Consider the following 25,210-nt stretch of genomic DNA (forward strand, 5'->3'; position numbering starts at 1 on the left):
ACCACGGCGCGGGGCGGCCCCTTCAGCACGGCCGCGTGCCCTCGGTCACGCCTCTCCGCCGCCGGTGTCCTCCCCGCCGCTCCCGGCGTCCTCAGCCCGCCGCAGGGCGTCCTGGAGGTCCTCCTGGGCGCGGCCGTACGCCTCCCAGTCACCCTCCTGGAGTGCCTGCTCTCCGGCTTCGTACGCGTCCTGGGCGTCCTGCAGCGCCTCGGCCAGAGCCGTCGGATCACCGGGCTCGGACGGCTGACCGGGCTCCTCCTCCGGCTGCTCCTCCTCCGGCTGCTCCGGCTGCTCGGGCCGCGGCTCCGCCGGCTGCTCGCCCTCGCCGCTGACCGAGAAGACCTCGTTGAGCGCGTCGGACAGGGTGTCCTCGTAGGCGATCTCGCCCCCGTAGGCGGCCAGCACCTTGCGCATACGCGGGTAGTTGGTGTCCGCACCGCGCACGTACAACGGCTCGACGTAGAGCATGCCGTCGTCCATGGGGATCGTCAGCAGGTTGCCGTACTCGACCTCCGAGTCGCCTCTTTCGAGGATGTTGATGGACTCGGCGATCTGTGGATCGGAGTTGAACCGGCTCTGCACCTGCTGCGGCCCGGACACCTCCATCGACGTCGGCACCTTGAGCACGCGGATCGTCCCGTAGTCGTCCGTCTCGGCGTCCGACTCCACCGCCATGAAGGCGCCCAGCGTCTCCCTGTTGTTGGGGTTGAAGGTGGTGGTCAGCGAGAAGCTCTTCTCGTCCTGACCGGGCATCTTCATGCTGAGGTAGTACGGCGGCACGGGCTCGTTGTCCCGTGTCGTGTCCGTCGGGATCTGCCAGCGCTCGCTGCCGCTGTAGAACTGGCTGGCGCTCTCCACGTGGTACCGCGTCAGCAGCTCGCGCTGGACCTTGAACAGGTCCTGCGGGTACCGCAGGTGGTCCAGCAGGTTCTCACTGATCTCCGAGCGCGGCTCGACCGTGCCGGGGAACGCCTTCATCCAGGTCTTCAGCACCGGGTCCTTGGTGTCCCACTCGTACAGCTTCACCTCACCGCTGTAGGCGTCCACGGTGGCCTTGACCGAGTTGCGGATGTAGTTGACCTGGTCCTGCTGGGCGAGCACCGTGCGCTGGCCGTCGGTCAGCGCGTCCTGGGTGGTGTCCCCCAGGGTCGTGCGCGAGGAGTACGGGTAGCCGTTCGACGTCGTGTAGGCGTCGACGATCCACTGGATCTTCCCGTCGACCACGGCCGGGTACGGGTCACCGTCGATCGTCAGCCACGGGGCGACCGCCTCGACCCGCTCCTTGGGCGTGCGGTTGTAGAGGATGCGCGAACCGTCACCGATGGCACCGGAGTACAGGATCTTCGGCTCACCGAAGGCCATGGCGTACGCCGCCCGGTTGAACGTCCCGGAGATGTCGACGCCGCTCTTGCCCTCGTAGGTGTACAGCTTCTCCTGGTCGTCGGCGACGTAGTCCAGCTCCTGCTGCGGCCCGCCGACGATGGAGTACATCGTCGTCTTCTCGCCGTAGTAGACACGCGGCTGGTATTCGGGGAGCTGGCCCTGGGGAGGCAGGTCGCTCTCGGTGAAGACCGGGGTGCCACCGCCCTCCTCGTAGTCCACCTCGGTGCCCTTGGCCGCGACGACCCCGTAGCCGTGGGTGTACTTGAAGTGGTTGTTGATCCAGTTGCCCTCGGGCACGCCCGCGATGTTGATCTCGCGGAGGCCGACGACCGTGTCCTGCTCCGCGCCGTTGGGCCCCTCGTAGCGGTCCACGTCGAGGTTCTCGGGGAAGGTGTAGTAGCCGCGCACCTGCTGCGACTGGCGGAAGGCCGGAGAGACGACGTTCGGGTCCAGCAGCCGGATGCTGGCGGTGTCACTCACCGCGTCCCGCTCCCGCTGGTTCCTCTCCTGCGTCTCCCCCTCGTCGGCCTCGGCCTCCTCCTGGGACTGGCCCTCGTAGTCCCGGTACTCGACGCCGTCGATGCCGTACGCCTGGCGCGTGGCCTCCATGTTCTTCTGGATGTACGGCGTCTCCTTGGCCTGCTGGTTCGGCTGGACCTGGAAACGCTCGACGATCGCCGGGTAGAGCCCGCCGATCAGGATGGCGGACAGGACCAGCAGCCCCAGACCGATCATCGGCAGCTGCCAGGTGCGGCGCCACAGGGCCGCGAAGAACAGCAGCGCGCAGATCCCGGCGATGAAGAAGAGGATCGTCTTGGCCGGGAGGTAGGCGTTGGCGTCGGTGTAGCGCAGCCCCGTCCAGTCGTCTGTGCCCCGGATGTCGCTGGACTTCACCGCGAGCCCGTAGCGGTCCAGCCAGTAGGCCACGGCCTTCAGCGCGACGAAGAGGCCGAGCAGCACCGACAGGTGCCCCGTGGCCTGCGTCGTGGCCCGTGCGCCGGGCGTCGTCAGACGGAGGCCGCCGTAGAGGTAGTGCACGAGCGCGGCGGCGATCAGCGACAGGACGACCACGGCGAAGCCGAAGCTCAGCAGGAAACGGTAGAACGGCAGGTCGAAGGCGAAGAACGAGATGTCCTTGCCGAACTGCGCGTCCTGCTCACCGAACGCGGTGCCGTTCACCCACATGAGCCAGGTGCGCCACTGGCCCGAGGCCGAGGCCCCGGCGATGAGGGCCACCAGGGCGGTGACGCCGATCAGTATCCACTTCTTGAACGGCGCGACGGCCATCCGGTAGCGGTCGAGGCTCTGCTGCTCCATCGACATCGCGCTCAGCGGCGGACGCAGCCGGTGCGCGAGCCAGATGTTCAGCCCGACCGCGAGGCCCATAAGGACGCCGAAGACGGCGAACAGGCCGATCTTCGTCCACAACGTGGTGGTGAAGACCGTCGTGAAGTCCAGGGACCGATACCACAGCCAGTCGGTCCAGAACCCGGCGAACATGACGAAAAGCATGGCCAGCACGGCCAGTACGCCTGCTGTCAGCAGCAGCGTCTTGGCGCGCCGGGATGGCTGGCCGACTCTGATCCGTGGCCCGGTGGGGCCCCCTGAGCCCCGGTCCGGCATCTGGAAAGCCAAGGTGCGCACCTCGAAGATCGCGATGGATGATGCGGCCCCGTAACGGCAGGGCTCACTCTGGTCAACTTAACGAAGCTTTACTCGGTTCCCGTTCCCGGGGCATCAGAAGGCACGATATGAGCATGAGCAACCTTCCCCTGGACGGAACCCCCCTGGCCGCGTCACCACTGACCCGTGCCGTGCTGGAAATCGACGACTACGCCTCCGGGCTCGGCTGGGACCAGCCCGCCCGCCTCTTCGCCCTCGTGGACACCGCGCAGCTCCAGGCCGACGAGCCGGAGCTGGCGGAACGCCTCGGCCTGTCCGGTCCGGACGCCGACCCCGACGCCGGCCGACCGAGCGCCGGACTCACCCCCGTCGAGCAGGACGAACTGCCCGACGGACTGCCACTGGACGAGTTCCTCGGCACCATCGCCTGGCCGGACGCGGTCACGGGCTGCGCCCTGACCGTCGAACGGCTGATGCTCCCCCCGACGGCCGAGGGCTCGGTCCCCACGGACCTGGACGAGGAGGCGCTGGCGGCGTGGGTCGCCCGGCACCCGGAACGGCAGGAGGTGCGGATGACGGTGGCCGTCCTGCGGGACGGTGAGCGGGAGGCCGCCCTGCGGCTGCGGGAGAAGGACGCAGCGACCGAGGTGCTGACGGGCTCGGACCTCGTCCCCGGACTCGCCGAGGCGCTGACGGCGACGTTCACCGGCTGATCCCGCCGCACCGCCGGTTCCGGCGGTGCGCCCGGTGCCCGGGCGGCGGCACGGGTCAGTTCGCGGCGCACACGGGGAGCGACTCGGTGTCGTCCGCGCGGATGTCCTCCAGCGCCGCCAGGGCGTCGTCCATGGTGGCGACCTCGACCAGCGTGAGGCCGTCCGGGCGGGCCTTGGCGGCCGTGGGGCAGTTGGCCTCGGGGGTGAGGAAGTAGCGGGCTCCGGCGGCGCGCGCGGCGAGGGTCTTCATCGTCACGCCGCCGATCGGCCCCACTTCCCCGTCGGGGGTGATGGTTCCCGTACCGGCGACGAACGTGCCGCCGGTCAGGTCCTCCTCGGTCAGCTTGTCCGTGATCCCGAGGGCGAACATGAGCCCGGCGCTGGGGCCGCCGACGTCCGCGAGCCGGATGTCGATCTCGAACGGGAACGTGTGCGCCGTCCCCGCCTGGATGCCGACGATGGCGCGGTCGTCCTCGGCCGCCGTCGTGGTGAGGGTGACCTCGCGCGTCTCCGCCGCCGCCGGGTCCTCGCCGGCCTCCTCGGCGGCCGTGGCGGCCTTGACGGGAACGACGGTGAAGACGACGTCCTCGCCGGGTTCGTGGGCGGTGACCAGCTCGGCGACCTCCGACGGCTCCGTCACCGGGGAACCGTCCACGGCCTTGATGACGTCACCGGCGCGCAGGGTGCCCTCGGCCGGGCCGTCTTTGACGACGGCCTTGACCACGGTCCGCTCGGCGACCGGGATACCCAGCTCACGCAGCGCCGCGACCTTGGCGGACTCCTGCGACCGGGAGAACTCCTCGGCGTTCTCCTGCTCGGCCTCCTCGGCCGTCGTGCCGTCGGGGTAGAGGGACTCGTGCGGAACGACGGCGGCGTCGTCCGAGATCCAGCTGTAGAGGGCTTCGCCGAGGGTCATCTCGTAGTCCGCGCCGGTCACGCGGACCGTCGTCATGTTGAGGTTCCCGGCGGTGTCGTAGGACTCCCGGCCGTCGATGCTGAGCACGGGCTCGCCGCCGTACTCGCCCAGCGTGTTGACGGTCGGCCCGGGGGAGAGTTCGGAGTAGGGCACCCGCACCAGGGCCACCGCGCAGAGCATCGCTATGAGGAGCAGCGTGGAGGCGAGGATCGTGGCGTGACGGCGAGACATGCCCCGACACTACGGGACCGGCCGGTCACCCGGCCGCTCGGGACGGGCCGTCCGGGGTGGGCTCCGGCGGGCCGGGCGGAGCGGTGTGGACGGGCTCGGGGCCCCTCCCCCGGCGGCCCCGGAGCGGCGGTGGCGCTCGGCGGCGGACCGCTCCATCACGGAACGGAACGCGTCGTAGCCGGCGACCCCGGCGGCGTCGCCGGTACCCCGCTCGGCGGACCGCCGGGCGGCCCAGGAGGCCCAGGAGGCCGCGTATATCGCCCCCGCCAGGGGTATGAGGAGCCAGACCAGCGACGCCATGCGAACCTCCCGGTCCCGCCGCCGGCCTCCACGGGACGGCGGCACGCGAACGGACAGTGCGGAGATTCCCACTCTTGGGGCCACTTTCCAGGCGTGCAACCGGACGTGTGCCCGCTCGGCGTCAGCCCGCGCCGACCCATTCGTCGGTGCCGTCGGCGAAGACCTGGTGCTTCCAGATCGGCACCTCGTGCTTGAGGTCGTCGATGAGCTTGCGGCAGGCGCTGAACGCCTCGCCCCGGTGGGGGCAGGAGACGGCGACGACCACCGCCAGGTCACCCACCCGGAGGTCACCCACCCGGTGGACGGCGGCCAGGGCCCGAACGGGGAACTCGGCGGTGACGCGCTCGGCGATCCGCCGCATCTCGGCCTCCACGCTCGGGTGGGCGGAGTAGCCGAGGCGGTCGACGTCGCTGCCGCCGTCGTGGTCGCGCACGGTGCCCACGAAGAGGGCCGTGCCGCCCGCCGCGCTGTCCCCCACGGCGGCGAAGACCTCGTCGAGCGAGAGCGGTGTCTCCCGGACGGCCAGCAGGCGGATCGGGTCGGCGGCGCCCTGTTCGCCGGGGTGGTGGGCTGCGTCGTGCGTGTGTGCCATGGGCTCATGCTGCCGCACACGGCGTGGTTTCGGAAACGACCTTCCACCGTCCGGGCGCACGGGTGCCGCAGATTCCGAGCGGGGTCAGCGGCCGCGGCGCCTGCGGGCCCGACGGACCAGCGCCGCCGTGCCCACCAGCGCGACGGTCGCACCGGCGGCCCCGAGTGTCGTCGCGGCGTCCTTGCGGCCGAGCCTGCGTCCGGCGACCGTGTGCCGGCCCTCGACCTCGTCCAGGAGCGCGGCCAGCACCTCCTCGTTGGTCCACCGGGGACGCCATCCCGCGTCGTGCAGTCGGGAGCCGCTCACGACCCAGGGGTACATGGTGTACGCCAGGTCGCCGGCGGGCGAGGGCGTCAGGCCGAGACGGTGCAGCCGGGAGGCGGCGCCCAGCGCGACCGCCGAGGGCAGCTCCATCCGCCGGATACCCGAGAGCTCCTCCACCTCCTCCTGCTCCAGCCACCCGTCGCACCCGACGGCCAGCTCACCGTCCACCTCCTCCAGCACGGCGTACTCCAGCGCGCTGACCAGGTCCTCGACGTGGCAGAACTGCCAGCACGGCCGGGACCCGGCGACCACGAGCAGGCGCGGTGACTCGAAGTAGCGGGTCAGCGCCGTGTCCACGCCGCCCACGAGCACGGACGGACGCAGCACGGTGACGTTCAGGCCCGGATGCGCCCGGGGCGCGCGTTCGGCGAGCCGCTCGATCTCCAGCAGGTCGCCGACGCCGGTCGCCTCGGCGGTGGCGCGCAGCTCGGCGTCCTCCGCGAGCGGCACGTCGTTGTCCGGCAGGGCGCCGTAGACCATGGCGGACGTGCACAGCACGACGCGCCGCACCCCGGCCGCGGCGGCCGCCGTCAGCACCGTCTGCGTACCGCGCACGTTGTAGGCGGTCCGCGCCTCACCGTCGGACTCCAGGTCCAGGTCCAGGGCCAGGTGGACGACGACGTCGACCGGCTCGCCGCCGTCCTCGCCCGACCGCAGGCGCTCCGCGAGGGCGGGGTCGCGGACGTCGAGCGTGTGCCACTGCACGCCCTCCGTCTCGCCGCGCTCCTCGTCCAGGCCGACGACCTGCCTGATCGCCGGGGACGCCGCCAGTCGCGCCGTGAGCAGCGCGCCGACCCCGTGCGCCGCGCCGGTGACGGCGACGACGGGACCGGCAGCGCCGTTTCGCGCTGCGCGAACGTGGTGTTCGGGGGAACTCACCGGGCTGCTCCAGTGGTTGTCTCTGGTACGGGTGCGCAGGCCCCATCCTGCCTGACAGGTGTCTAGGCTGGAGGGAGTGCCCGCGAAACGGGTGGGCCGTTCCCGTAAGGACCCACCCACCCGACGCGGCGGTTCCGGCGCTCCCCGCGCCTTCCGCACGCGGTCCACCGGGCCGGCCACGGACCTGCACCGATCTGCCGGGCCCGGCCGACCCGACGACCCACCGACAGAGCCGAGGACTTTCCGTGAGTGACACCCCATTCGGATTCGGCCTCCCGCCCGAGGAGCCGGAGGACGGCGACGACGGCCGGAAGAAGGGCGGCGAGGGCGGGAACCCCTTCGGCTTCGGCGGCATGCCGGGCGGGCCGGGCGACCCCGACAACCCCCTCGCCGCCATGTTCGGCTCGCTGGGCGGCCCCGGCGGGATGAACCCGAACGACCTCGGCGCGGCCTTCCAGCGGCTCGGCCAGATGCTCAGCTACGAGGGCGGTCCGGTCAACTGGGACATGGCCAAGGACATCGCCCGGCAGACCGTCGCCCAGGGCGCGGCCGACGGCTCCAAGGACGCGAGTGTCGGCCCCCAGGAGCGGGCCCAGGCCGAAGAGGCGCTGCGCCTGGCCGACCTGTGGCTCGACGGCGTGACCTCCCTGCCCTCCGGCGCCGGGGCCACGGTGGCCTGGAGCCGTGCCGAGTGGGTGGAGTCGACGCTGCCGGTGTGGAAGGAACTGGTCGACCCGGTGGCGGAGCGGGTGGGCGCCGCCATGGGAGACGTCCTGCCCGAGGAGATGCAGGCCATGGCCGGCCCGCTGCTCGGCATGATGCGGTCGATGGGCGGCGCGATGTTCGGCACCCAGATCGGCCAGGCACTCGGTGTCCTCGCCGGAGAGGTCGTCGGCTCGACGGACGTGGGCCTGCCGCTCGGCCCGGCGGGCAAGGCCGCCCTCCTGCCGCGCAACATCACGGCCTTCGGCGAGGGCCTGGGCGTCCCGCAGGAGGAGGTCCGGCTGTACCTGGCCCTGCGGGAGGCGGCCCACCAGCGGTTGTTCGCCCACGTGCCGTGGCTGCGCTCACACCTGTTCGGCGCGGTGGAGGGCTACGCGCGGGGCATCGCCGTCGACACGGCCAAGCTGGAGGACGTCGTCGGACAGCTCGACCCGAGCCGCCCCGAGGAACTGCAGGAGAAGCTGCAGCAGGGCATGTTCCAGCCCGAGGACACCCCGGAGCAGAAGGCGGCGCTCGCCCGGCTGGAGACGGCGCTGGCCCTGGTGGAGGGCTGGGTGGACGCCGTCGTGCACGCCGCGGCGCAGCCGCACCTGCCCGGAGCGGACGCACTGCGGGAGACGCTGCGCCGACGGCGGGCGACCGGCGGCCCGGCCGAGCAGACGTTCGCGACACTGATCGGTCTGGAACTGCGCCCCCGCAGGCTGCGGGACGCCTCCCGGCTGTGGGCCTCCCTGGCCGACGCTCGCGGGGCCGAGGGCCGGGACGCCCTGTGGGAGCACCCCGACATGCTGCCGACCGCCGCCGACCTGGACGACCCCGACGGCTTCGTCCACCACGAGCACCCGGACTTCTCCGAGCTGGACCGGATGCTGGGCGCGGCGGCGGAGGGCACGGCACCGGAGGGTCCCGGGAAGCGCACCGACGGGGACGCCGACGGAGACGGGGACCGCCGGGGCGAGGGCGGCGACGGGAGCAAGGGCGACGACGCCCGGTGAGCCTGCACGAGGACGCGGTGCGGACGCTGAAGGAGTGGTCCGCACCGCCCGGGTCGCAGGAGCGGTTGCGGCAGGCGTACCTGGACCACCTGGCGTCCCGGCCGGACGCCGTGCGGCGCTCCTGCGCGTCCGGTCATCTGACGGCGAGCGCGCTCGTCGTCGACGCCGCCGCCGGCCGTGCGCTGCTCACGCTGCACGGGAAGCTGCGCATGTGGCTGCAGACCGGCGGGCACTGCGAGCCGCAGGACGCGACGCTGGCCGATGCCGCCCTGCGGGAGGCGACCGAGGAGTCCGGTGTGGCGGGGCTCTCGCTGCTGCCCGGTGGCCCCGCCCGGCTGGACCGGCACCACACGCCGTGTGCCTGGCACCTCGACGTGCAGTACGTGGCCCTCGCTCCGCCCGGATCGGTGGAGACGGTCAGCGCCGAGTCGCTGGAGCTGCGGTGGTTCGCCTTCGACGAGGTGGCCGAGGTGGCCGACGCCTCCGTCGTGCGGCTCGTGGAACGGGCCCGGCAGCTGCTCTGAGCGGCGTCCGGGACCGGGCCGGCCGCCGGCGCGGCGCCCGCCAGCCCTGCGCGGGGGGCGGGCGCCGCCGACGGGCCGGTCAGTTGGTGAAGACGTTGCCCCCGGTCGGGCGGTCCATGCCGAACTGGCCGCGCACGCCACCACCGAGCCGCGCGTTCTGCGGCGGCAGGAGCTCGCTGGGCTGGACGAGGACGAAGCCGTGGCCCATGAAGTTCAGCTCCCACCCCTCGCCGGTGTTGCCCCGGCGGCGCCACACGCCGGAGGAGCTGGTCTGGGCCTGCATCTGGACCGTCAGACCGGTCGACCAGGCGACGACGGCGTCCGAGTCGACACTGACGTAGCGCTCCGGGGTCACCGGCATCATGAGCGGCTTCCCGGAGGTCATGAGGGCCAGCTGTCCCTGACCGGTGATGAGCAGGTTGTACTTTCCCGTGCCCGAGATGCCGTACTGGCTGTCGACGCTGATGACCTCCCAGTGGAGCCCCGAGTCGAGTGCCAGGACGTAACCGCTGTCCACGGTCAGGCCGTCGCGCGGCACCTCCAGCACGTGCACGTCCTGTGCCAGGTTGGCGAAGAAGACCGTGCCCTCGCCCGAGCAGCGCATCAGTTCCAGGTGGTCGGCGCCCCGGCGCCGACCCCGGGGCTGGTACTCGCCGTCGAACTGGACCTGCCCCTGGTAGGCGATCATGCTGCCCTTGCGGGCGAGCACGTCCCGCCGCCCGCTCACGGCCACGCGCAGCATCTTGTCGTTCTGCAGGGCGAACGGCGGCGCGTCCTGCACCTCGGTGTGTGCGAAAAGCGGACTCTGCATGGTGTTCCTCCCCCTCAGCCGCGCACGCGCAGGCGGTCGGCGCTGTCCTCGCTGGGCTGGACCACGACGAAGCCCTGCCCGGAGAACCCGAGCTGGAACGCCTCCCCGCTGCCCCGCCCGATCAGGGCCGATGCCTTGAAACTGCGCTTGCCCTTCACCTTGAGCCTCGTCGACCAGGCGACCAGCGCGTCCGGGTCGACGTACGTCTCGTCCTCGCCCCGGCCGCAGTCCACGACGACCGGGGTCCCGCGGGAGGTCAGGGCCACCCAGCCGGTACCGGCGACGGTGACGTTGAACAGGCCCTGTCCGGCCAGCTTGGCCAGGCCCTTCACCCGCTCGACGCCGAACTGGAGGTGCGCGTCGAAGGCGAGGAGGTTGGTGCCGTTGACGGAGACGGAGTCGTCGGCGAGGTGCACGACGACGACCTCGGCTCCGTAGTCGGCGAGGTAGAGCAGACCGTCGCCGTGGCAGCGCATCAGCGGCGCGCCCTCGCCGGTGAGCCACTGGGCGGCCTGCTGCCGCACGGCCGGCGGGTTGGGCTCGTACTGCACGAACCCCTCGTAGGAGATCATGGATCCGGTGCGGGCGTACACGTCCTGCCCGGAGGCCATGGCGACCTTGAGGATGTGGCTGCCGTGGTTCTCCATCCGGGCGGCCGGCGGCGTCGGGGCGTAGCCCGCGAGCGGTTGCTGGGTCATGACGGGCTCCCTCAGACCTCGTAGGGCTGGACGACGATGAAGTTGCCGGGGGCGCCCCGGAACTGGAGGTTGACGCTCTCGCCGCTGTGCCCGGGATAGGCCGTGCGCCGCAGCCGGACCTGGCTGGAGACGATGACCTGCGCGGCGGACGACCAGGCGACGACCGCCTGCGCGTCGGCGTACGTCATCGGGGTGACGGGCAGCACGACGGGAGTGCCGTGCGTCTTGACCACGACGGTGCCGGTGCCCTGGAACTGCATCGTGAACAGCACCCCGCCCGGAATTCCGTGCCCCTCGATGCGCCGCACCTCGTAGTGCAGCGTCTCGTCGAAGGCCAGCACGTTCTCCGCCGAGACGCAGATCCCGTCGCCCTGGAGCTCGATCGGATGGAGATGGCTGCTGTCGTCGGCGAAGAAGACCTGACCGCGACCGGCGCAGCGCATGAGCTGCATCTCCTGGCCGGTGGCCTGCCCGACCACCCGCCCGACGAAACCGGCGCTCTTGTGGCTGAAGTCGACGTCGCCCTGGTACAGGACCATGCTGCCCTGGCGCGCGAGCACGGGCTGCGGGTCGACGCCGAGGTCGGCGCGCACCAGCTGGCCGTTCTGGAGCGTCCAGCGCCGGCCGACGGGGACCTCTCGGTACTTCTCCAGGCTGACGCGCAGCCCGGCGCCGCCCTGCTGGGGAACCCCGTACCCGCCGGGGACGGCCTGGCCGGGCGGCTGCTGGCCGAAGCCGGGGGGCGACGCCTGCGCGGGCACGCCGGGCGGTGCGTAGGAGCCCGGCGGCGGCTGGGGCGGTCCGGGGGGCTGCGCCACCGGAGCCGGCATCGGGGCGGCGATCGTCGGAGCCGCGTGCTGCGGAACGGACGCGGCGGGCTGCTGCGGGACGGGCGCCGGAGGCGGGGGCTGCACGGGGGCGGGCGCCGGAGGCGGGGACGGCGGGCCGCCGGGCGGCGGTGCGAAGGCCGGCGCGGGCCCGGCGGGCGGGGCGAAGCCGGGAGCCTCGGCCGCCTCCCCCTCCGGGGCCCGCGCCTCCTCGGCGACCTCACCCCCGAAGTGCTGGAGCAGCGCGGCCAGCCCGCCGTCGAAGCCCTGGCCCACGGCGGCGAAGCGCCAGACGTCCTTGACGTAGAAGTCTCCGAGCATGACCGCGCGCTCGGTGGTGAACTCCGAGCCGTCGAACGCGTAGCGCGCGACTTCCTCGCCCCCCGCGACGATGCGCAGGTAGCCCGGCGCGACCTGGGACATCTGGCCGTCGCCGTCGAGGGTGGCGGTGAACGACAGGCGGCGCACGGCGTCCGGGACCTCGTCGAACGTCACCCGGAAGGACTCGGTGTCGCCGGCTTGCGGGCCGAGCTGCCGGATGGCGCCCTCGGGGGACTCCGGCTGGTTGTAGAAGACGAAGTAGCGGTCGTCCGACAGGCGTTCGTCGGCGTCGAGTCCGAAGCAGCTGATGTCGAACGCCAGGCCGGGCCCGGTGATCTGCACGCCGATGTACAGATCCGTCCCCGCCGTCAGATCACTGAGTCTGGCCTTGTGGCCGCGTTGGAATTCCCTGGCCATGCGTAACGCCCGTCCCCCATCCGTGCTGGAACCTTGGCGTCAGGCTAACCGGTCCGGCCGCGAGGTCAGCCGTCGCGTGCGCCGCGGGCGTGCGGCAGCCGCCCGGCCGAGGCCACGCCCTCCAGGTAGCCGCGGGCCCGCTCCGTGCGCGGGTAGGCGTCGAGCAGCCGCCAGAACTCCGGCCCGTGGCCGGGTACGAGGAGGTGGGCCAGTTCGTGCAGCAGGACGTAGTCGAGCACGTACTCGGGCATGCCCTGCAGACGGTGGGAGAGCCGGATCGTCCCCTCGGCGGGCGTGCACGAGCCCCAGCGGGTGTTCTGGTTCGTGACCCATCGGACGGAGACGGGACGGGCCCGGCCGCCGAGGTACTGGTCGGACAGGCCGAGGGCCCGGCCGGCCAGCTCGCCGTCCGGAGGGGTGCGGCGGCTCTCCTGGGCGGCGAGCTTGTCGAGCATGACCGCGACCCAGCGCCGTTCGTCGGCGAGGGACATGCGGGCGGGAATGAGCACGACGGTGCGGCCGTCCTCCCGGTAGGCCGAGACGGTACGGCGGCGGCGGTCGCTGCGGCGCACTTCGACCCGCCCTGGGTCCGGGGCTTCTGCGGAGCTCGGCGACGGGACGCTGTCGAGAGGTTCGGCGGTCACGGTCCGACGGTACCGGCCCGGAGCGCGACTGCCGAGGCCACGTGACTCTCGCGCATGACTAGTACGACCATCACCCACTGCCTGTGGACAACTCAGCGCAACCCTGGGCGATCTGGTTCATGCTGAGGCCGGTTGCGAGGGTCGGCCGCATCGGTGCGGTCCGGCTGTTGGCAGGCGCGCGTCCGCAGAGGTCGGGCGCAGCGCCATGACGGAGGGGGCGGGAGATGCATCCGAAGATCAAGTCCGCGCTGCGCAGGAGCTGGCGGGACCGGCACACGGTTCAGTACGGGGTCACGCCCGCGCACGCGGTCGTGCTCGGTCCGGTGGACACGGCCACGGGAAGCTTCCTCGACCTGCTGGACGGCACGCGCAGCATGGAGCAGCTGAGGCAGCTGGCGAGGAGCCTCGGCCTGGGGCACGGCGCGGCGGACGGGGTCGTGGAGCGGCTGGCCGGTGCCGGCCTGCTGGACGACGCCTCAGCCGGGCGGGGCGCGGCGGCGGCCGTACCCGAGGCGTTGCGCCCGGATCTGGCCTCCCTCTCGGTCGTGCACCCGAGGGCGGGAACCGCGGTACGCCTCCTGGCGGCGCGCCGCTCCGCCCACGTCCAGGTCCGGGGCGGGGGCCGCGTCGGCGGCACACTGGCGTCGCTTCTCGCGGCAGCCGGGGTGGGCCGGGTCGACGTCGTGGACGGCGGCTGCGTGAGCGAGTGGGACACCGCGCCCGGCGGGTTGGGTTCCCGTCAGACGGGCGAGCGGCGCACGTCCGCGCTGCGCAAGGCGGTGGTCCGGTCCGCCCCCTGGTCGCGCCGTCCGCGAGGCGCCGCCCCCGGCCGTCCGGACGGCGGTCTCGACTTGGTGATCATCGCCCCGCGCGACGGGCTGGCAGCGTACGCCCCGGAGGCCGAAGCGGCCCGGGAGCTGATCGCCGCAGGCCGGCCACACCTGTACACCGGCGTGGTGGAGGCCACCGGATTCGTGGGCCCGCTCGTTCTTCCCGGCCAGTCGGCGTGCGCGGACTGCATACTGCGGGGGCGCGCCGCGCGGGAGCCCGCCTGGCCCCTCATGGTGGGCCAGTGGCGGCAGGCCCGGCGCACCGGTCCCGTGGCCTGCGACACGGCGCTGGCGACGGTGACGGCCGGGGCCGCCGCGTCCTTCGCCCTGAGCCTTCTCGACGGAGACGGCGGCGCCCGGCCCGGCATGCGCTGCTCGTTCACCCTGCCCGGGCTACGGCCCGAGGAGGAGGCTGTGCGACCGTATGAGGAGTGCCCCTGCGGGGCTGCGGCACAGGAGAGGGACGTGTCCGGCGCCACAGCCTCGACGTGGGACGCACCAGAGGTGACCATGGCGTCCGGGCCGGGTGGCGCCTGAGCCGCCGGAGCCGATCCGCGAGTTGGAGGGGTGCATGTCAGATCTTCCCCGCAAGGCAGTGACCCGGACCGCCAAGCTGGCCGCGCTGCCGCTCGGGTTCGCGAGCCGGACGGCGCTCGGCCTCGGCAAGCGCCTCGGCGGCCGACCCGCCGAGGCCATCGCCGCCGAACTGCAGCAGCGCACCGCTGAGCAGCTGTTCTCCACGCTCGGCTCCCTCAAGGGCGGAGCCATGAAGTTCGGGCAGGCCATGTCGGTGTTCGAGTCGGTGCTGCCCGAGGACGTGGCCGGCCCCTACCGCGCCGCGCTCACCAAGCTCCAGGAAGCGGCACCGCCGATGCCCGCGGCCACGGTGCACAAGGTCCTCGCCCAGCGGCTGGGCGAGGAGTGGCGGGAGCTGTTCCTCGAGTTCAGCGACAAGCCGGCCGCGGCCGCCTCGATCGGCCAGGTGCACCGGGCCGTGTGGCACGACGGCCGCGAGGTGGCGGTCAAGGTCCAGTATCCGGGCGCCGGGGAGGCGCTCCTCTCGGACCTCGCCCAGCTGGGCCGGTTCGCCCGGGTGCTGGGGCCCCTGGTGCCGGGGATGGAGGTCAAGCCCCTCATAGCCGAGATGCGGGAGCGGGTGGCCGAAGAGCTGGACTACGCGCTGGAGGCGGAGGCCCAGCGGGCCTATGCGGCGGAGTTCGCCGGGGACCCCGACGTGTGCGTGCCCGACGTGGTGCACCAGTGCGAGCAGGTACTGGTCACCGAGTGGATGGACGGGACACCGCTGGCTGCGGTCATCCGTGAGGGTGCGCAGGACGATCGCGACCACGTGGGGCAGCTGCTGGCGCGGTTCCTGTTCAGCGGCACCGCGCGCACGGGCCTGCTGCACGCGGACCCGCACCCCGGGAACTTCCGGCTGCTCGACGACGGCCGGCTCGGTGTCATGGACTTCGGCACCGTCAACCGCCTCCCCGAGGGGCTTCCCGAGCCGATCGGTGTCGCGCTGCGCACGACGCTTGAGGGGCACGTCGACACGGTGTACACGGTGCTGCGCGAAGAAGGCTTCGTCAGGCCGGACGTCGAACTCGACCCGGAGGCGGTGTACGACTACCTGCAGCCGCTCATCGAGCCCGCCGTCGCGGAGAGCTTCCCGTTCTCCCGGGAATGGCTGCGCAAGCAGACGGCCACGCTCGCCGACCGTCGCTCCCCCGCCTACCAGTTGGGCAAGCAGCTCAACCTGCCGCCCTCGTACCTGCTGATCCACCGCGTCTGGTTGAGCACGATCGGGGTGCTGTGCCAGCTCGGCGCACACGTGCGACTGCGGGACGAGCTGGAGGACTGGCTCCCGGGCTTCGCCGCGGACGCGGTGGAGGAGGACGGGGAGATCGAGGAGGACGGGGCCGAACCGCCCGAGGCGGAGAAGAGCGGGCCGGACGGGTCGGCCGCCGTGGCGGGCACGGTTGCCTGAGGTGTGACGCGCCGGGGCCGGGGCGCTGATGCGCCCCGGCCCCGGTTCCGGCGCGGTCCGCACCGGTTCTGCCGTGCTGCTGTCCTGGGTCAGGTCGTGTGGTGGTCACCGTTGTGCCGGTGCCGGATCACGGTCGCCTCCCTGGTGCTCAGTACATGACGGTCCTCGCGATGGCCCTGCGGGCACGCATGGAGGCACGTTCGGCCCTCCGCTGCATGCGCCGGGCGAGCACCAGCTGATACGCCAGTTGCTCGGCCTTGGCCTCGCTGCGGTACTGCTGTATTCGGGCCCTGCTCAAGGTTTCGGGCAGGAGTTGCATCTGACGGGTCCTGTTCTGTGGGGCGCCGGGCCGTTCGGCCCTGCCGCGCTCGTAGGCGGGGAAGATCATGTCGTTCATCGGGTCCTGCTCCGCGGGTCCGTGGGCGGACGGACTGTCGATCGTGCCGGGGGCGTTCATGCCGCGACCGGGTTCTTGCGAGGGCGGCCACGCGGCCGCTTGCGCGGCACCACGACGCCCTGGACGAAGAGCTCGCCGCCCCAGACGCCCCAGGGCTCGCGCCGGTCCTTCGCCCCGGCGAGGCAGGCCTCGCGCAGCGGGCAGGTCTGGCAGAGGGACTTGGCGTACTCGACGTCGGCGGGCGCCTCGGCGAAGAAGACCTCGGGGTCGTAGCTACGGCAGGGAACGGCCACGCCGAGCCGGTCGATGGCGTCGTCCAGCTCGGTGAGCTTGGGGAAGGCGGTCAAGGGGTCCTCCGTGGGATCAGGCGGGTTCAGGTCGGTCTGCGGTGACGGGGTGTGCGTCTGCACTGGTGACTTCCTCGTCTGTCGTTGTCGGTCCGGCCGGTGGCCGGGCTGCCTGGGCAAACAGAAGGGCCGCGGTACCCGGTGTGGGTTCCGCGGCCCTGGAAGGTGCCGACCTGATCGCCGATCAGGCTGGATCTCTCCAGGGTTCAGGCCCACGGAAGGCCCACATCGTGTGGTGCTTGCTGTACTGCTGCTTCTGGCTTGCGCCGGCATCCGCCGCCGCCGCGGCGAAGGCGCAGGCCTTGGCCTGTGCCGCCGCGAGCACTGCGGACGCCCCGGCCGGTCGCTCGGCACGCGTCCGGACACCGGACAGACCGGTGGCCGGGACTCCGGCGCCGAGGGAGCAGGTGGCAACGACCGAGTGAGCGGTCGTGAGGGCACGGGTGCTGCCGGGGGTGATGTTGATGATTCCGATCACTGGTCTCGCCTCCTCTCGGCGTCTCGGCCGGAAACCGGCCGGAGCCGGTCCCGAACATGTTCAGGGATAAGTACAGCACGGAGCGGCCGGAGCCGGAAAGCTTCCCGCCCTCTCCACGTTCCGAAGGCTATGGGGCGCGTGGCGGCGCGCGCAAACTATTTTTCCGGCGGGTTTCCGCCGGTCGGAGCGGGGGCGTCGGGGCCGGGTCGGGAAGCGGCTATTCCGCTTGTCCGGCGGTGGGTGCGGGGTCCCACTCCTCGCCCGCGCACAGCGCCAGCACCTCCGCACCGAAGGACCGCGCCTTGCGGGCGGTGACCCCGGCGATGGAGCGCAGCTCGCCCTCGTCGTCCGGGACGCGCTCCGCGATGGCCATGAGGGTCTTGTCGGTGAAGACGCAGAAGTCGGGCTGACCGATCCGTCCGGCCTGGGCGGAACGCCACTCGCGCAGTCGTTCGTACAGCTCTTCGTCGAGGTCGGAGGGGCAGCCCTCGCAACGCAGGAGCTTGACCTCCCCGGCGTCGGTCAGCGTGCGGCCGCACACCCGGCACCGCACCAGGGAGCGCCGCCGAGCGGGCCGCGCCCGCTCCCCGCCCCCCTCGGCGCCCCGCTGGGCGCCGGGCCCGCCGCCCACCACCGACCCGCTGGCGCCCGGCGAGGGCGAACCCGGCGCTCCGGAACCGGAGCCGGGCCGCAGGCCGTCGAGGAACCGGCTGGGACGCCGGCCGGGACGCCCGCCCGGCGTGCGCGACAACGACCACGACAACCGCAGGTGCTGCCGGGCGCGCGTCACCCCGACATACAGCAGGCGCCGCTCCTCCTCGACCTGTTCGGGGGTGCGGGCGTAGCTGATCGGCAGGACGCCGTCGCAGAGCCCGACCAGGAAGACGGCGTCCCACTCCAGGCCCTTCGCCGCGTGGAGCGAGGCCAGCGTGACCCCCTCGACCGTCGGGGCGTGCTGGGCTCCGGCCCGCTGGGCCAGCTCGGCCACGAAGTCGGCCACGGTGGCCCCGGGCCGGGCCCGCTCGACGTCCTCGGCCAGGCGGACGAGGGCCGCGAGCGACTCCCAGCGGTCGCGCACCGCCCCCGACCCGGCCGGGGGCTGCGGCGGCCAGCCCCTCCCCCGGAGCACCGCGCGCACCCGTGCGGCCAGCCCGCGCACGCCGGCGAGCAGCGGATCGTTGTCGCCCGCACGTGCCGCACCGCGCAGGGCGACACCGGCCTCCCGGATCTCGGGGCGCTCGAAGAAGCGCTCGGCCCCCCGCAGCTGACACGGGACGCCGGCGTCGGCGAGGGCCTGCTCGTACACCTCGGACTGGGCGTTGATCCGGTAGAGGACGGCGATCCCGCTCGGCGGTACGCCCGCGTCGATGAGCTGCCTCACCCGCCGGGCGGTGTCCTCCGCCTCGGCCGGCTCGTCCGCGTACTCACCGTAGCCGGGCTCCGGCCCGGGATCGCGCTGGGAGCGCAGTTCGAGGCGGTGCCGGGCGGCGCGGCCGGACGCCTGGGACAGCAGCCCGTTCGCCAGGTGGACGACCTGCGGGGTGGAGCGGTAGTCACGCACGAGGCGTACGACGGTGGCCGCCGGGTGCCGGACCCGGAAGTCCAGCAGGTGGTCCGGCGTCGCGCCGGTGAAGGAGTAGATCGTCTGCGAGGCGTCCCCGACGACGCACAGGGAGTCCCGCTCCCCCAGCCACAGCTCCAGCAGCCGCTGCTGGAGGGGGCTGACGTCCTGGTACTCGTCCACGACGAAGTGCTGGTACTGACCGCGGACCTGCTCGGCGATGTCCGACCGGTCCTGGAGGATGCCGACGGTCAGCAGCAGGACGTCCTCGAAGTCGATGAGGCCCCGCTCGCGCTTGAGCTCCTCGTACGCGGTGAAGACCCGGGCCGTCTCCCCGGCGTCCCGGGGGACGAGCCGCCCGGCGCGGGCGGCGGCGCCCGGGTAGTCCTCCGGAACGGTCCGGGTGACCTTGGCCCACTCGATCTCGCCCGTGACGTCCCGCAGCTCGGTGCGGTCCAGGCGCAGGCGGCTGCGGGTGGCCGCCTCACCGACGAGGGCCGCCTTGCGGTCCAGCAGCTGTGGCAGCTCGCCCCCCACGGCGCGGGGCCAGAAGTACTGGAGCTGACGCAGGGCGGCGGAGTGGAAGGTGCGCGCCTGGACGCCTTCGGCGCCGAGCTGGCGGAGCCTGCCCCGCATCTCCCCGGCCGCCCGGTTGGTGAACGTCACCGCGAGGACGCCGGCGGGGGGCAGCACACCGGCGCGGACACCGTAGGCGATGCGGTGGGTGATGGCCCGTGTCTTCCCCGTCCCGGCGCCGGCCAGGACGCACACGGGCCCGTGCAGGGCCGTGGCGACCGCGCGCTGCTCCGGATCGAGCCCGTCGAGCACCGCGTCGGCCGTCTCCGGGACCCGGGGGAGGGCGGAGGGGCGCGTCGCTGATGTCACCCCGCCATGCTGCCAGGTCCGCCCGGCGGCCCGCGCCGGCCGTCCACAGCCGGTGCGGGTTCGTCATACCGCCAAGGCTGGGGGCGGCCGGCCCGCTCGGACGTCGTACGGCGGGGGCACCGCCTCAGGCGCCGACCTTCTCCTTGATCTGCGCCAGGGACGGGTTGGTCAGCGTGGAACCGTCGGCGAAGAGCAGGGTCGGCACCGTCTGGTTGCCGCCGTTGGCCTTCTCGACGAACGCCGCGGACTCCGGGTCGAGCTCGATGTTGACCTCGGTGTAGGGGATGCCCTCGCGGTCCATCTGGCCCTTCAGCCGGCGGCAGTAGCCGCACCAGGTGGTGCTGTACATCGTCACGGATCCCTGCATGGGGCTGGTGCTCCTTCGCGTCGTGTGGGCTGGCACAGGGGGGAACGCGGCACGGGCCGCGAGGATTCCCGGCCGCCGGGGCTGTGCCGGGGCGCGGTGCCGGGGCGCGGGACGGTCAGCCGCGCGGCGGCACGGGCAGCGGGCCGCCGTACCAGCGCTCGACCAGCCGGGCGGCGATGGAGATGCCGGTGATCGGCAGCACCTCGCCCGCCCGGATCGCCCCGCCCAGCTCCTCGCGGGAGAACCAGCGGGCCTCCTCGATCTCGTCCCCGTCCACCTCGATGTCGGGGGACACGGCACGGGCCATGAAGCCGAGCATGAGGGTGGTGGGGAACGGCCACGGCTGGCTGCCGACGTACTCGACGCCGCCGACGGTGACGCCCGCCTCCTCGGCCGTCTCCCTGATCACCGCGTTCTCCAGGGACTCGCCGGGCTCGACGAAGCCGGCGAGGGTGGAGAAGCGCCCTTCGGGCCAGTGCACCTGGCGGCCGAGCAGGGCGCGGTCGCGGTCGTCGGTGACGAGCATGATCACCGCCGGGTCGGTGCGCGGGTAGTGCTCGGCACCGCAGGCGGGGCAGCGGCGGATGTGGCCGGCGGCCGCGATGACGGTGCGCTCGCCGCAGCGGGAGCAGAAGCGGTGGAGGCGCTGCCAGTTCTCCAGCGCGACGGCGTGGACGAGCAGCGCGGTGTCCCGCTCCGCGAGGAGGGCGCCGGCCTCGCGCAGTCCGGCGGGGCGGGCGAGGTCGTCCATGCGCCCGGGGAGCGCGTCCTTCTGGAGGGCGAAGTAGCGCACGCCGTCGGTGTCCGTGCCCAGGAAGTAGCGGTGGGACTCGGTGATCGGCGCGTCGAAGGACGGCATCGTGACGAGCTCGGTGCCGCCGTCGTCGGTGTCGACGACGAGGGCCTGGCCGCCGGAGACGACGAAACAGCGGGTGGTCGGGTGGCTCCAGGCGGCGGCCAGCCACGCCTCGTCCAGCCGGTAGCCCGCGCTGCGGTCGATGCCGCCGCTGGAGGCGAACGAGATCGGGCGCGCGGGGTGCTGCTCGGTGCTGGTCGTCACGGCGGTTCGCTGCTCCTCGTCGACGTGCTCGGGCGGGCGGGGCTGCCCGTCGAGCCTATCGGTGCCGTTCGGGTGGTCGTGTCGCCGTCGCACCGCCCGGGCCGGTGGACGGGCGGGTCGGGTGGGCGCGCGGGGGCGTTCCGGCGTCGGAGTGCTCGCCGTGCAGGAGCAGCCGCTCCAGCTCGGCGCGACCGGGGAGCGCGTCGGGCCGCACGATCCGCCCGCTGCGGACGTGCAGGAACGCGGCCCGCACGGCTTCGGGCTCCAGCCCGTGCTCCTCGGCCCAGGCGAGCCGGTAGAGGGCCAGCTGGAGGGGGTCCGCGTGCCGGCCGCGGCCGGTCTTCCAGTCGACGATCTCGAATCCGTCCGCGTCCCGGTAGACGGCGTCGATGCGGCCGCGCACGATCCGGCCCGCCAGTTCCAGCTGGAAGGGGGCCTCGACGCGGTACGGGGTGCGGTCGGCATAGGGGGTGCGGGCGAAGGCGTCCTTGAGGACGTCCAGGTCCCGCTCGTCGGCGAGCTCGGCCGCCGCGGGGTGCAGCTCGTCGTCCTCGGCGCCCGGCAGCTCGTCGGGGCCGAGCATCGGCAGGGCCAGCTTCTCGTACCGGGATTCGACCCAGGCGTGGAAACGGGTGCCCCGTCGGGCGGCGGCGGGTCGGGGCGGGCGTGGCATCGGCCGCACCAGGTCGCGCGCGTACTGTTCCGGGTCGGCGGCGAGACGGAGCAGGTCGGAGGCGGTCAGGACGGCGGGCAGCGGCACCTCGCGGCGGGTACGGCGGGTACGGCGCAGCTCTCCGGCCAGGGCGGTCAGGTCGCGGTCCCAGGAGGCGGCCAGCCGGGCCTCCTCGGGGGTGAGGCCGGACGCCTCCCGTGCGGCGGACGCCTCCGCCGGGGCGGCGGAGGTGTCCGGGGCGGTCGCGTCCCGGGCCGCGGACGCCTGGGCGGGAATCACCGGCTCGGGCGACTCCGGGGCGGCGAGATGGGCCTGCACGGCGTCGGCGGCCTCCCGGCGCCGCTTGAGGGCGGCGGGTTCCAGCGGCAACGGCCAGGCGCGTTCCCGCCGGGGACCGGCGAGGGCCGGGTTCTCCGTGCCCTCCGCAGGCTCGTCGGCCCAGACCTCCACCTCGCCGTGGGCGGGGTCGGCCTCGACGTGGTCCCGTACGGCGGTGAGGAACGGCGAGGGGCCGCGGGGCTTCTTCTGGCTGGGGCCCCACCAGTGCCCGGAGGCGAGGAGGAGGGTGCGCGGTCGGGTGAAGGTGACGTAGCCGAGCCGCAGCTCCTCGGTGGCCTGGTGCTCCTTGGCGGCCGCCTCGTAGGCACTGCGGTCCTTGGCCGTCCACCCGGTGAGCGCGGGGAGGGTGGCCGCGTCGCCGCGCAGGGGGTGCGGCAGCACCCGGGATTGGGTGAGCCAGGAGTCCTGGCCGCGTTCGCTGGGGAACTGCCCCGCGACGAGTCCGGGAACGGCGACGACGTCCCACTCCAGGCCCTTCGACTTGTGCGCGGTGAGCACCTTGACCGTGTTCTCTCCCCCGGGGAGCGAGCTGTCCAGGCCCTTCTCGTACTGGACGGCGGTGCGCAGGAAGCCGAGGAAGGCGAGGAGACTCGCCTCCCCGTCGAGGGAGGCGAAGCCCGCCGCGAGGTCGAGGAAGGTGCCCAGCGTCTCGCGGCGGCGGGCGGCGAGTGCCTCCGGGGACGCGGCGAGCTCCACCTCGAGCCCGGTGACGGCGAGGACCCGGTGCAGGACGTCCATCAGCGGGTCGGCCAGCGCGCGGCGCAGTTCCCGGATCTCGGTGGCGAGCCGGGCGAAGCGGACCCGGGCGGCGGCGGAGAAGGGCAGGTCGTCCTCGCTGCGGCCCGGGTTCGGGAAGGTGTCGAGGGCGTCGGCCAGGGAGACGATCTCGGCGGGGTCGGTGCCCTCGACGGCGGCGGCGAGCCGGGCGTCGGCGTCGGCGCGGTCGCGGGGCGGGGGGCCCGCCAGCAGCCGGGCGCGACGGCCCAGCAGGGCGAGGTCGCGCGGGCCGATGCGCCAGCGCGGGCCGGTGAGCAGCCGGACGAGGGCGGCGTTGGCCGTCGGGTCCTGGAGGACCTCGCAGGTGGCGACGAGGTCGGCGATCTCGGGCAGGTGCAGCAGCCCGGACAGCCCGACGACCTCGACGGGGAGGTCGCGGGCGACGAGGGCCGCGTGGATCTCGGCGAAGTCCGCGGCGCCCCGGCACAGCACCGCGATCTCCCCGGGCGGGGTGCCGGTGCGCACCGCGTGGGCGAGGGAGTCGGCCAGCCAGTCCAGTTCCCGTGCGTGGGTGTCCAGCAGGGCGCAGCGCACCCGCCCGGCCTGTTCGTCCCCGGGGGCCGGGCGCAGCGCCTCGACCCCGTCGTGCCGGGCGCGCAGCGGGGCGGCGAGGTCGTTGGCGAGGGCCAGCAGACGTCCGCCGCTGCGCCGGTTCTCGCTGAGGGCGTGGCGGGCGGCGGGGGCGGCGTCCGGCCCGGCGAAGTGGCGGGGGAAGTCGTCCAGGTTGGCCACGGACGCGCCGCGCCAGCCGTAGATGGCCTGGCACGGGTCGCCCACGGCGGTCACGGGGTGGCCCGTGCCGTTCCCGAAGAGACCGGCGAGGAGGACGCGCTGGGCGACGGAGGTGTCCTGGTACTCGTCGAGCAGGACGACGGCGTACTGCTCGCGCAGGAGCCGCCCGACCTCCGGGACGTCGCGGGCCAGGCGGGCGGCGAGTGCGATCTGGTCGCCGAAGTCGACGAGGTCCCGTTCCCGTTTGCGGGCCCGGTACTCCTCGACGAGGCCGAGCAGTTGGAGCCGGCCGCGGGCGGTCTGCGGCACCTTGCGCAGGGCGGCGTTGGTGAGCCGGACCGCGCCGCTCTCCAGGTGCGTGGTGAGCTCGGTGTCGTGGGCGCGCAGCCGCTCCGGCTCGACGAGGTGCTCGGAGAGCTCGGAGTCCAGGGCGAGCAGGTCCTCGACGAGGGCGCTGAGGCTCTTGGTGAGCGCGTCGAACGGGCCGGTCGCGGAGCGCAGGACGGACGCGGCGAGCTGGAAGCGGGTGGCGTCGGCCAGCAGGCGGACGGTGGGTTCGACGCCCAGGCGCAGCCCGTGCTCGGTCAGCAGGCGTCCGGCGAAGGCGTGGTAGGTCGAGATGTCCGGCTCGCCCGGTTCATCGTCCGGGGTCGCGGGGTCGGTGTCGAGGACGCCGGCCGTGACGAGTGCCCGGCGCACCCGGTCGGCCAGCTCGCCCGCCGCCTTGTTGGTGAACGTCAGGCCCAGCACGCGGTCGGGCGCGACCTGCCCGGTGCCCACGAGCCACACGACGCGGGCGGCCATCACCGTCGTCTTCCCCGACCCGGCTCCCGCGACGACGACCTGCGGCGCCGGGGGCGCCGTGATGCAGGCCAACTGCTCCCCGGTGAAGGGGATGCCGAGCAGCTCCCTGAGCTGTCCGGGGTCGCTGAGCCGTGCCGTCATCCCCCCGACGCTAGCGGGCCCCTCCGACAGCGGAGGAGACCGGGCCGGGGAGCAGCCCTCCTACACGGCGGTCGGGGGGCCGCCGACCGCCTCCTCCCGGAGGTCCTCCAGGGTGACGGCGTCCTCGGGCGCCTCGACGGAGACCCGCCGGTCGAACTCGGAGAAGGTGAGGGACTCCTCGCCCTCGGGTCCGTCGCTCTCGACCCGGAGGATGCGGGGGTTCTCGTCGTCGTTGGCGACGAGGATGGTCAGGGGGTCGCCGTCCTCCTCCTCGCCGGTGATCGGCAGGACCTCGCGGCCTTCGAAGGAACGGGGCGCGCCCACGGAGTAGTCCGACCCGCCGGAGTCGCCGCCCCCCGCGTCGTCGGTGGTCAGGTCGTCGAGCAGGGTGTCGAGGTCGCAGAAGTCCTCGAAGGCGTTGTCGCTCGACCCCATGTCGATCCAGCGGTCGGCCATGAGCTCGATCGCCCGGTCGGGCAGTTCCTCGTCGGGGCCGTTGCGCAGGAAGTCCGCGTCGGCCTTCATGAAGCCGGTTCCGTCGTTCAGGCCGACGAAGTCGAGGCCGCCGGTGTCCTGCCGCATGGTGCCGTAGCAGCCGGCGTCCCGGCTCAGCGTGAGGTCCATCTCGGTCGTCACCCCGTCGACGGGGAGGGTGCCGCGCATCCGGAAGGAGTCGAGCGCCAGCGTCGCTTCGCGGGTGGCCTCCTCGAGCTCGTCCACGGTCATGTGCTCCAGCCTGGTGCTGGTCGCCCGCTCGTAGAAGGAGCGGTCGTCGCCCGCCGCGCCCTCGGCGTCCGCTCCCCCGTCGTCCCGTCCGCAGCCGCTGAGGCCCAGCACGACGACGGCGGCGGCCACCGCCACGCTCCGCTTCCCCGTCTTCACCTTCGTTCGTCCCCTCCCCTGGTCATCGT

The 25,210-nt window shown here is 73.4% G+C and carries 22 protein-coding genes; 5 read left to right on the forward strand and 17 right to left on the reverse strand.

Annotation, left to right across the window (positions count from 1 at the left end):
• Positions 1-45: 45 nt before the first annotated feature.
• Entirely contained in the window at positions 46-3,027 is a 2,982-nt protein-coding gene (locus IF129_RS19645) for a UPF0182 family membrane protein (RefSeq protein WP_381479765.1), read from the reverse strand.
• A 113-nt stretch (positions 3,028-3,140) separates the two neighbouring features.
• Between IF129_RS19645 and IF129_RS19650 the strand changes: the two genes are divergently transcribed.
• Complete coding sequence (locus IF129_RS19650; RefSeq protein ID WP_191211038.1) at positions 3,141-3,719, forward strand: PPA1309 family protein; 579 nt, start codon at positions 3,141-3,143, stop codon at positions 3,717-3,719.
• Positions 3,720-3,774: 55 nt separating this feature from the next.
• On the opposite strand, the gene IF129_RS19655 is transcribed toward IF129_RS19650, so the two are convergent.
• The 4 genes from IF129_RS19655 to IF129_RS19670 all read right to left on the reverse strand — a co-directional run bounded on the left by IF129_RS19655 (position 3,775) and on the right by IF129_RS19670 (position 6,961).
• Positions 3,775-4,866 (reverse strand): YlbL family protein, encoded by a 1,092-nt coding sequence (locus IF129_RS19655; RefSeq protein ID WP_191211039.1) that lies wholly within the window; start codon positions 4,864-4,866, stop codon positions 3,775-3,777.
• A 9-nt stretch (positions 4,867-4,875) separates the two neighbouring features.
• Complete coding sequence (locus IF129_RS19660; protein WP_191211111.1) at positions 4,876-5,166, reverse strand: hypothetical protein; 291 nt, start codon at positions 5,164-5,166, stop codon at positions 4,876-4,878.
• Positions 5,167-5,287: 121 nt separating this feature from the next.
• Positions 5,288-5,758 (reverse strand): molybdenum cofactor biosynthesis protein MoaE, encoded by a 471-nt coding sequence (locus IF129_RS19665; RefSeq protein ID WP_191211040.1) that lies wholly within the window; start codon positions 5,756-5,758, stop codon positions 5,288-5,290.
• Positions 5,759-5,842: 84 nt separating this feature from the next.
• On the reverse strand, positions 5,843-6,961 hold the full coding sequence (locus IF129_RS19670; protein WP_191211041.1) for an SDR family oxidoreductase: 1,119 nt from the start codon (positions 6,959-6,961) through the stop codon (positions 5,843-5,845).
• A gap of 245 nt (positions 6,962-7,206) precedes the next feature.
• Between IF129_RS19670 and IF129_RS19675 the strand changes: the two genes are divergently transcribed.
• Together IF129_RS19675 and IF129_RS19680 are read left to right on the forward strand one after the other, a co-directional pair.
• Positions 7,207-8,679: a zinc-dependent metalloprotease gene (locus IF129_RS19675; RefSeq protein WP_191211042.1), complete on the forward strand. Its 1,473-nt coding sequence runs from the start codon at positions 7,207-7,209 to the stop codon at positions 8,677-8,679.
• Positions 8,676-9,203: an NUDIX hydrolase gene (locus IF129_RS19680; RefSeq protein WP_191211043.1), complete on the forward strand. Its 528-nt coding sequence runs from the start codon at positions 8,676-8,678 to the stop codon at positions 9,201-9,203. The genes IF129_RS19675 and IF129_RS19680 overlap by 4 nt, the downstream gene beginning before the upstream one ends.
• A gap of 79 nt (positions 9,204-9,282) precedes the next feature.
• Here IF129_RS19680 and IF129_RS19685 read toward each other — a convergent pair whose 3' ends face one another.
• The 4 genes from IF129_RS19685 to IF129_RS19700 all read right to left on the reverse strand — a co-directional run bounded on the left by IF129_RS19685 (position 9,283) and on the right by IF129_RS19700 (position 12,921).
• On the reverse strand, positions 9,283-10,014 hold the full coding sequence (locus tag IF129_RS19685; RefSeq protein WP_191211044.1) for an AIM24 family protein: 732 nt from the start codon (positions 10,012-10,014) through the stop codon (positions 9,283-9,285).
• Positions 10,015-10,028: 14 nt separating this feature from the next.
• The gene (locus IF129_RS19690) at positions 10,029-10,712 is read right to left on the reverse strand and encodes an AIM24 family protein (RefSeq protein WP_191211045.1); all 684 of its coding nucleotides are present in this window, start codon (positions 10,710-10,712) and stop codon (positions 10,029-10,031) included.
• An 11-nt stretch (positions 10,713-10,723) separates the two neighbouring features.
• Positions 10,724-12,277, reverse strand: a complete 1,554-nt coding sequence (locus tag IF129_RS19695) for a TerD family protein (RefSeq protein ID WP_191211046.1) — start codon at positions 12,275-12,277, stop codon at positions 10,724-10,726.
• A 65-nt stretch (positions 12,278-12,342) separates the two neighbouring features.
• Positions 12,343-12,921, reverse strand: coding sequence for a M48 metallopeptidase family protein (locus IF129_RS19700; RefSeq protein ID WP_191211047.1), 579 nt, complete (start codon positions 12,919-12,921; stop codon positions 12,343-12,345).
• Between the two features lie 224 nt (positions 12,922-13,145).
• On the opposite strand from IF129_RS19700, the gene IF129_RS19705 reads away from it, so the two are divergent.
• Positions 13,146-14,288: a ThiF family adenylyltransferase gene (locus tag IF129_RS19705; protein ID WP_191211048.1), complete on the forward strand. Its 1,143-nt coding sequence runs from the start codon at positions 13,146-13,148 to the stop codon at positions 14,286-14,288.
• Between the two features lie 34 nt (positions 14,289-14,322).
• The gene (locus IF129_RS19710; protein ID WP_191211049.1) at positions 14,323-15,738 is read left to right on the forward strand and encodes an ABC1 kinase family protein; all 1,416 of its coding nucleotides are present in this window, start codon (positions 14,323-14,325) and stop codon (positions 15,736-15,738) included.
• Positions 15,739-15,886: 148 nt separating this feature from the next.
• Here IF129_RS19710 and IF129_RS19715 read toward each other — a convergent pair whose 3' ends face one another.
• The 8 genes from IF129_RS19715 to IF129_RS19750 all read right to left on the reverse strand — a co-directional run bounded on the left by IF129_RS19715 (position 15,887) and on the right by IF129_RS19750 (position 25,181).
• Positions 15,887-16,195 carry a hypothetical protein gene (locus IF129_RS19715; RefSeq protein WP_191211050.1) on the reverse strand — a complete coding sequence of 103 codons (309 nt, stop codon included), beginning with the start codon at positions 16,193-16,195 and terminating at the stop codon, positions 15,887-15,889.
• The gene (locus tag IF129_RS19720; protein WP_318153841.1) at positions 16,192-16,545 is read right to left on the reverse strand and encodes a WhiB family transcriptional regulator; all 354 of its coding nucleotides are present in this window, start codon (positions 16,543-16,545) and stop codon (positions 16,192-16,194) included. The genes IF129_RS19715 and IF129_RS19720 overlap by 4 nt, the downstream gene beginning before the upstream one ends.
• A gap of 121 nt (positions 16,546-16,666) precedes the next feature.
• Positions 16,667-16,960: a hypothetical protein gene (locus IF129_RS19725; protein WP_318153842.1), complete on the reverse strand. Its 294-nt coding sequence runs from the start codon at positions 16,958-16,960 to the stop codon at positions 16,667-16,669.
• A 217-nt stretch (positions 16,961-17,177) separates the two neighbouring features.
• Positions 17,178-19,406, reverse strand: a complete 2,229-nt coding sequence (locus tag IF129_RS19730; RefSeq protein ID WP_191211051.1) for an ATP-dependent DNA helicase UvrD2 — start codon at positions 19,404-19,406, stop codon at positions 17,178-17,180.
• Between the two features lie 124 nt (positions 19,407-19,530).
• Complete coding sequence (locus tag IF129_RS19735) at positions 19,531-19,773, reverse strand: mycoredoxin (protein WP_191211052.1); 243 nt, start codon at positions 19,771-19,773, stop codon at positions 19,531-19,533.
• A 115-nt stretch (positions 19,774-19,888) separates the two neighbouring features.
• Positions 19,889-20,833 carry an NAD(+) diphosphatase gene (gene nudC / locus IF129_RS19740; RefSeq protein WP_191211053.1) on the reverse strand — a complete coding sequence of 315 codons (945 nt, stop codon included), beginning with the start codon at positions 20,831-20,833 and terminating at the stop codon, positions 19,889-19,891.
• A gap of 55 nt (positions 20,834-20,888) precedes the next feature.
• The gene (locus tag IF129_RS19745; RefSeq protein WP_191211054.1) at positions 20,889-24,299 is read right to left on the reverse strand and encodes an ATP-dependent DNA helicase; all 3,411 of its coding nucleotides are present in this window, start codon (positions 24,297-24,299) and stop codon (positions 20,889-20,891) included.
• A gap of 60 nt (positions 24,300-24,359) precedes the next feature.
• On the reverse strand, positions 24,360-25,181 hold the full coding sequence (locus IF129_RS19750; RefSeq protein WP_191211055.1) for a hypothetical protein: 822 nt from the start codon (positions 25,179-25,181) through the stop codon (positions 24,360-24,362).
• Positions 25,182-25,210 lie beyond the last annotated feature (29 nt).

This window comes from Streptomyces chumphonensis (assembly GCF_014779715.1).
GTDB lineage: Bacteria > Actinomycetota > Actinomycetes > Streptomycetales > Streptomycetaceae > Streptomyces > Streptomyces chumphonensis.

Excerpts from the sequence above, each read along its gene's own strand:
- IF129_RS19690 (WP_191211045.1), bottom strand. The coding sequence starts at position 10,712 with ATGACCCAGCAACCGCTCGCGGGCTACGCCCCGACGCCGCCGGCCGCC.
- IF129_RS19685 (WP_191211044.1), bottom strand. The coding sequence starts at position 10,014 with ATGCAGAGTCCGCTTTTCGCACACACCGAGGTGCAGGACGCGCCGCCG.
- IF129_RS19695 (WP_191211046.1), bottom strand. The coding sequence starts at position 12,277 with ATGGCCAGGGAATTCCAACGCGGCCACAAGGCCAGACTCAGTGATCTG.
- IF129_RS19745 (WP_191211054.1), bottom strand. The coding sequence starts at position 24,299 with ATGACGGCACGGCTCAGCGACCCCGGACAGCTCAGGGAGCTGCTCGGC.
- IF129_RS19735 (WP_191211052.1), bottom strand. The coding sequence starts at position 19,773 with ATGCAGGGATCCGTGACGATGTACAGCACCACCTGGTGCGGCTACTGC.
- IF129_RS19715 (WP_191211050.1), bottom strand. The coding sequence starts at position 16,195 with ATGAACGCCCCCGGCACGATCGACAGTCCGTCCGCCCACGGACCCGCG.
- IF129_RS19665 (WP_191211040.1), bottom strand. The coding sequence starts at position 5,758 with ATGGCACACACGCACGACGCAGCCCACCACCCCGGCGAACAGGGCGCC.
- IF129_RS19705 (WP_191211048.1), top strand. The coding sequence starts at position 13,146 with ATGCATCCGAAGATCAAGTCCGCGCTGCGCAGGAGCTGGCGGGACCGG.
- IF129_RS19650 (WP_191211038.1), top strand. The coding sequence starts at position 3,141 with ATGAGCAACCTTCCCCTGGACGGAACCCCCCTGGCCGCGTCACCACTG.
- IF129_RS19655 (WP_191211039.1), bottom strand. The coding sequence starts at position 4,866 with ATGTCTCGCCGTCACGCCACGATCCTCGCCTCCACGCTGCTCCTCATA.
- IF129_RS19710 (WP_191211049.1), top strand. The coding sequence starts at position 14,323 with ATGTCAGATCTTCCCCGCAAGGCAGTGACCCGGACCGCCAAGCTGGCC.
- IF129_RS19660 (WP_191211111.1), bottom strand. The coding sequence starts at position 5,166 with ATGGCGTCGCTGGTCTGGCTCCTCATACCCCTGGCGGGGGCGATATAC.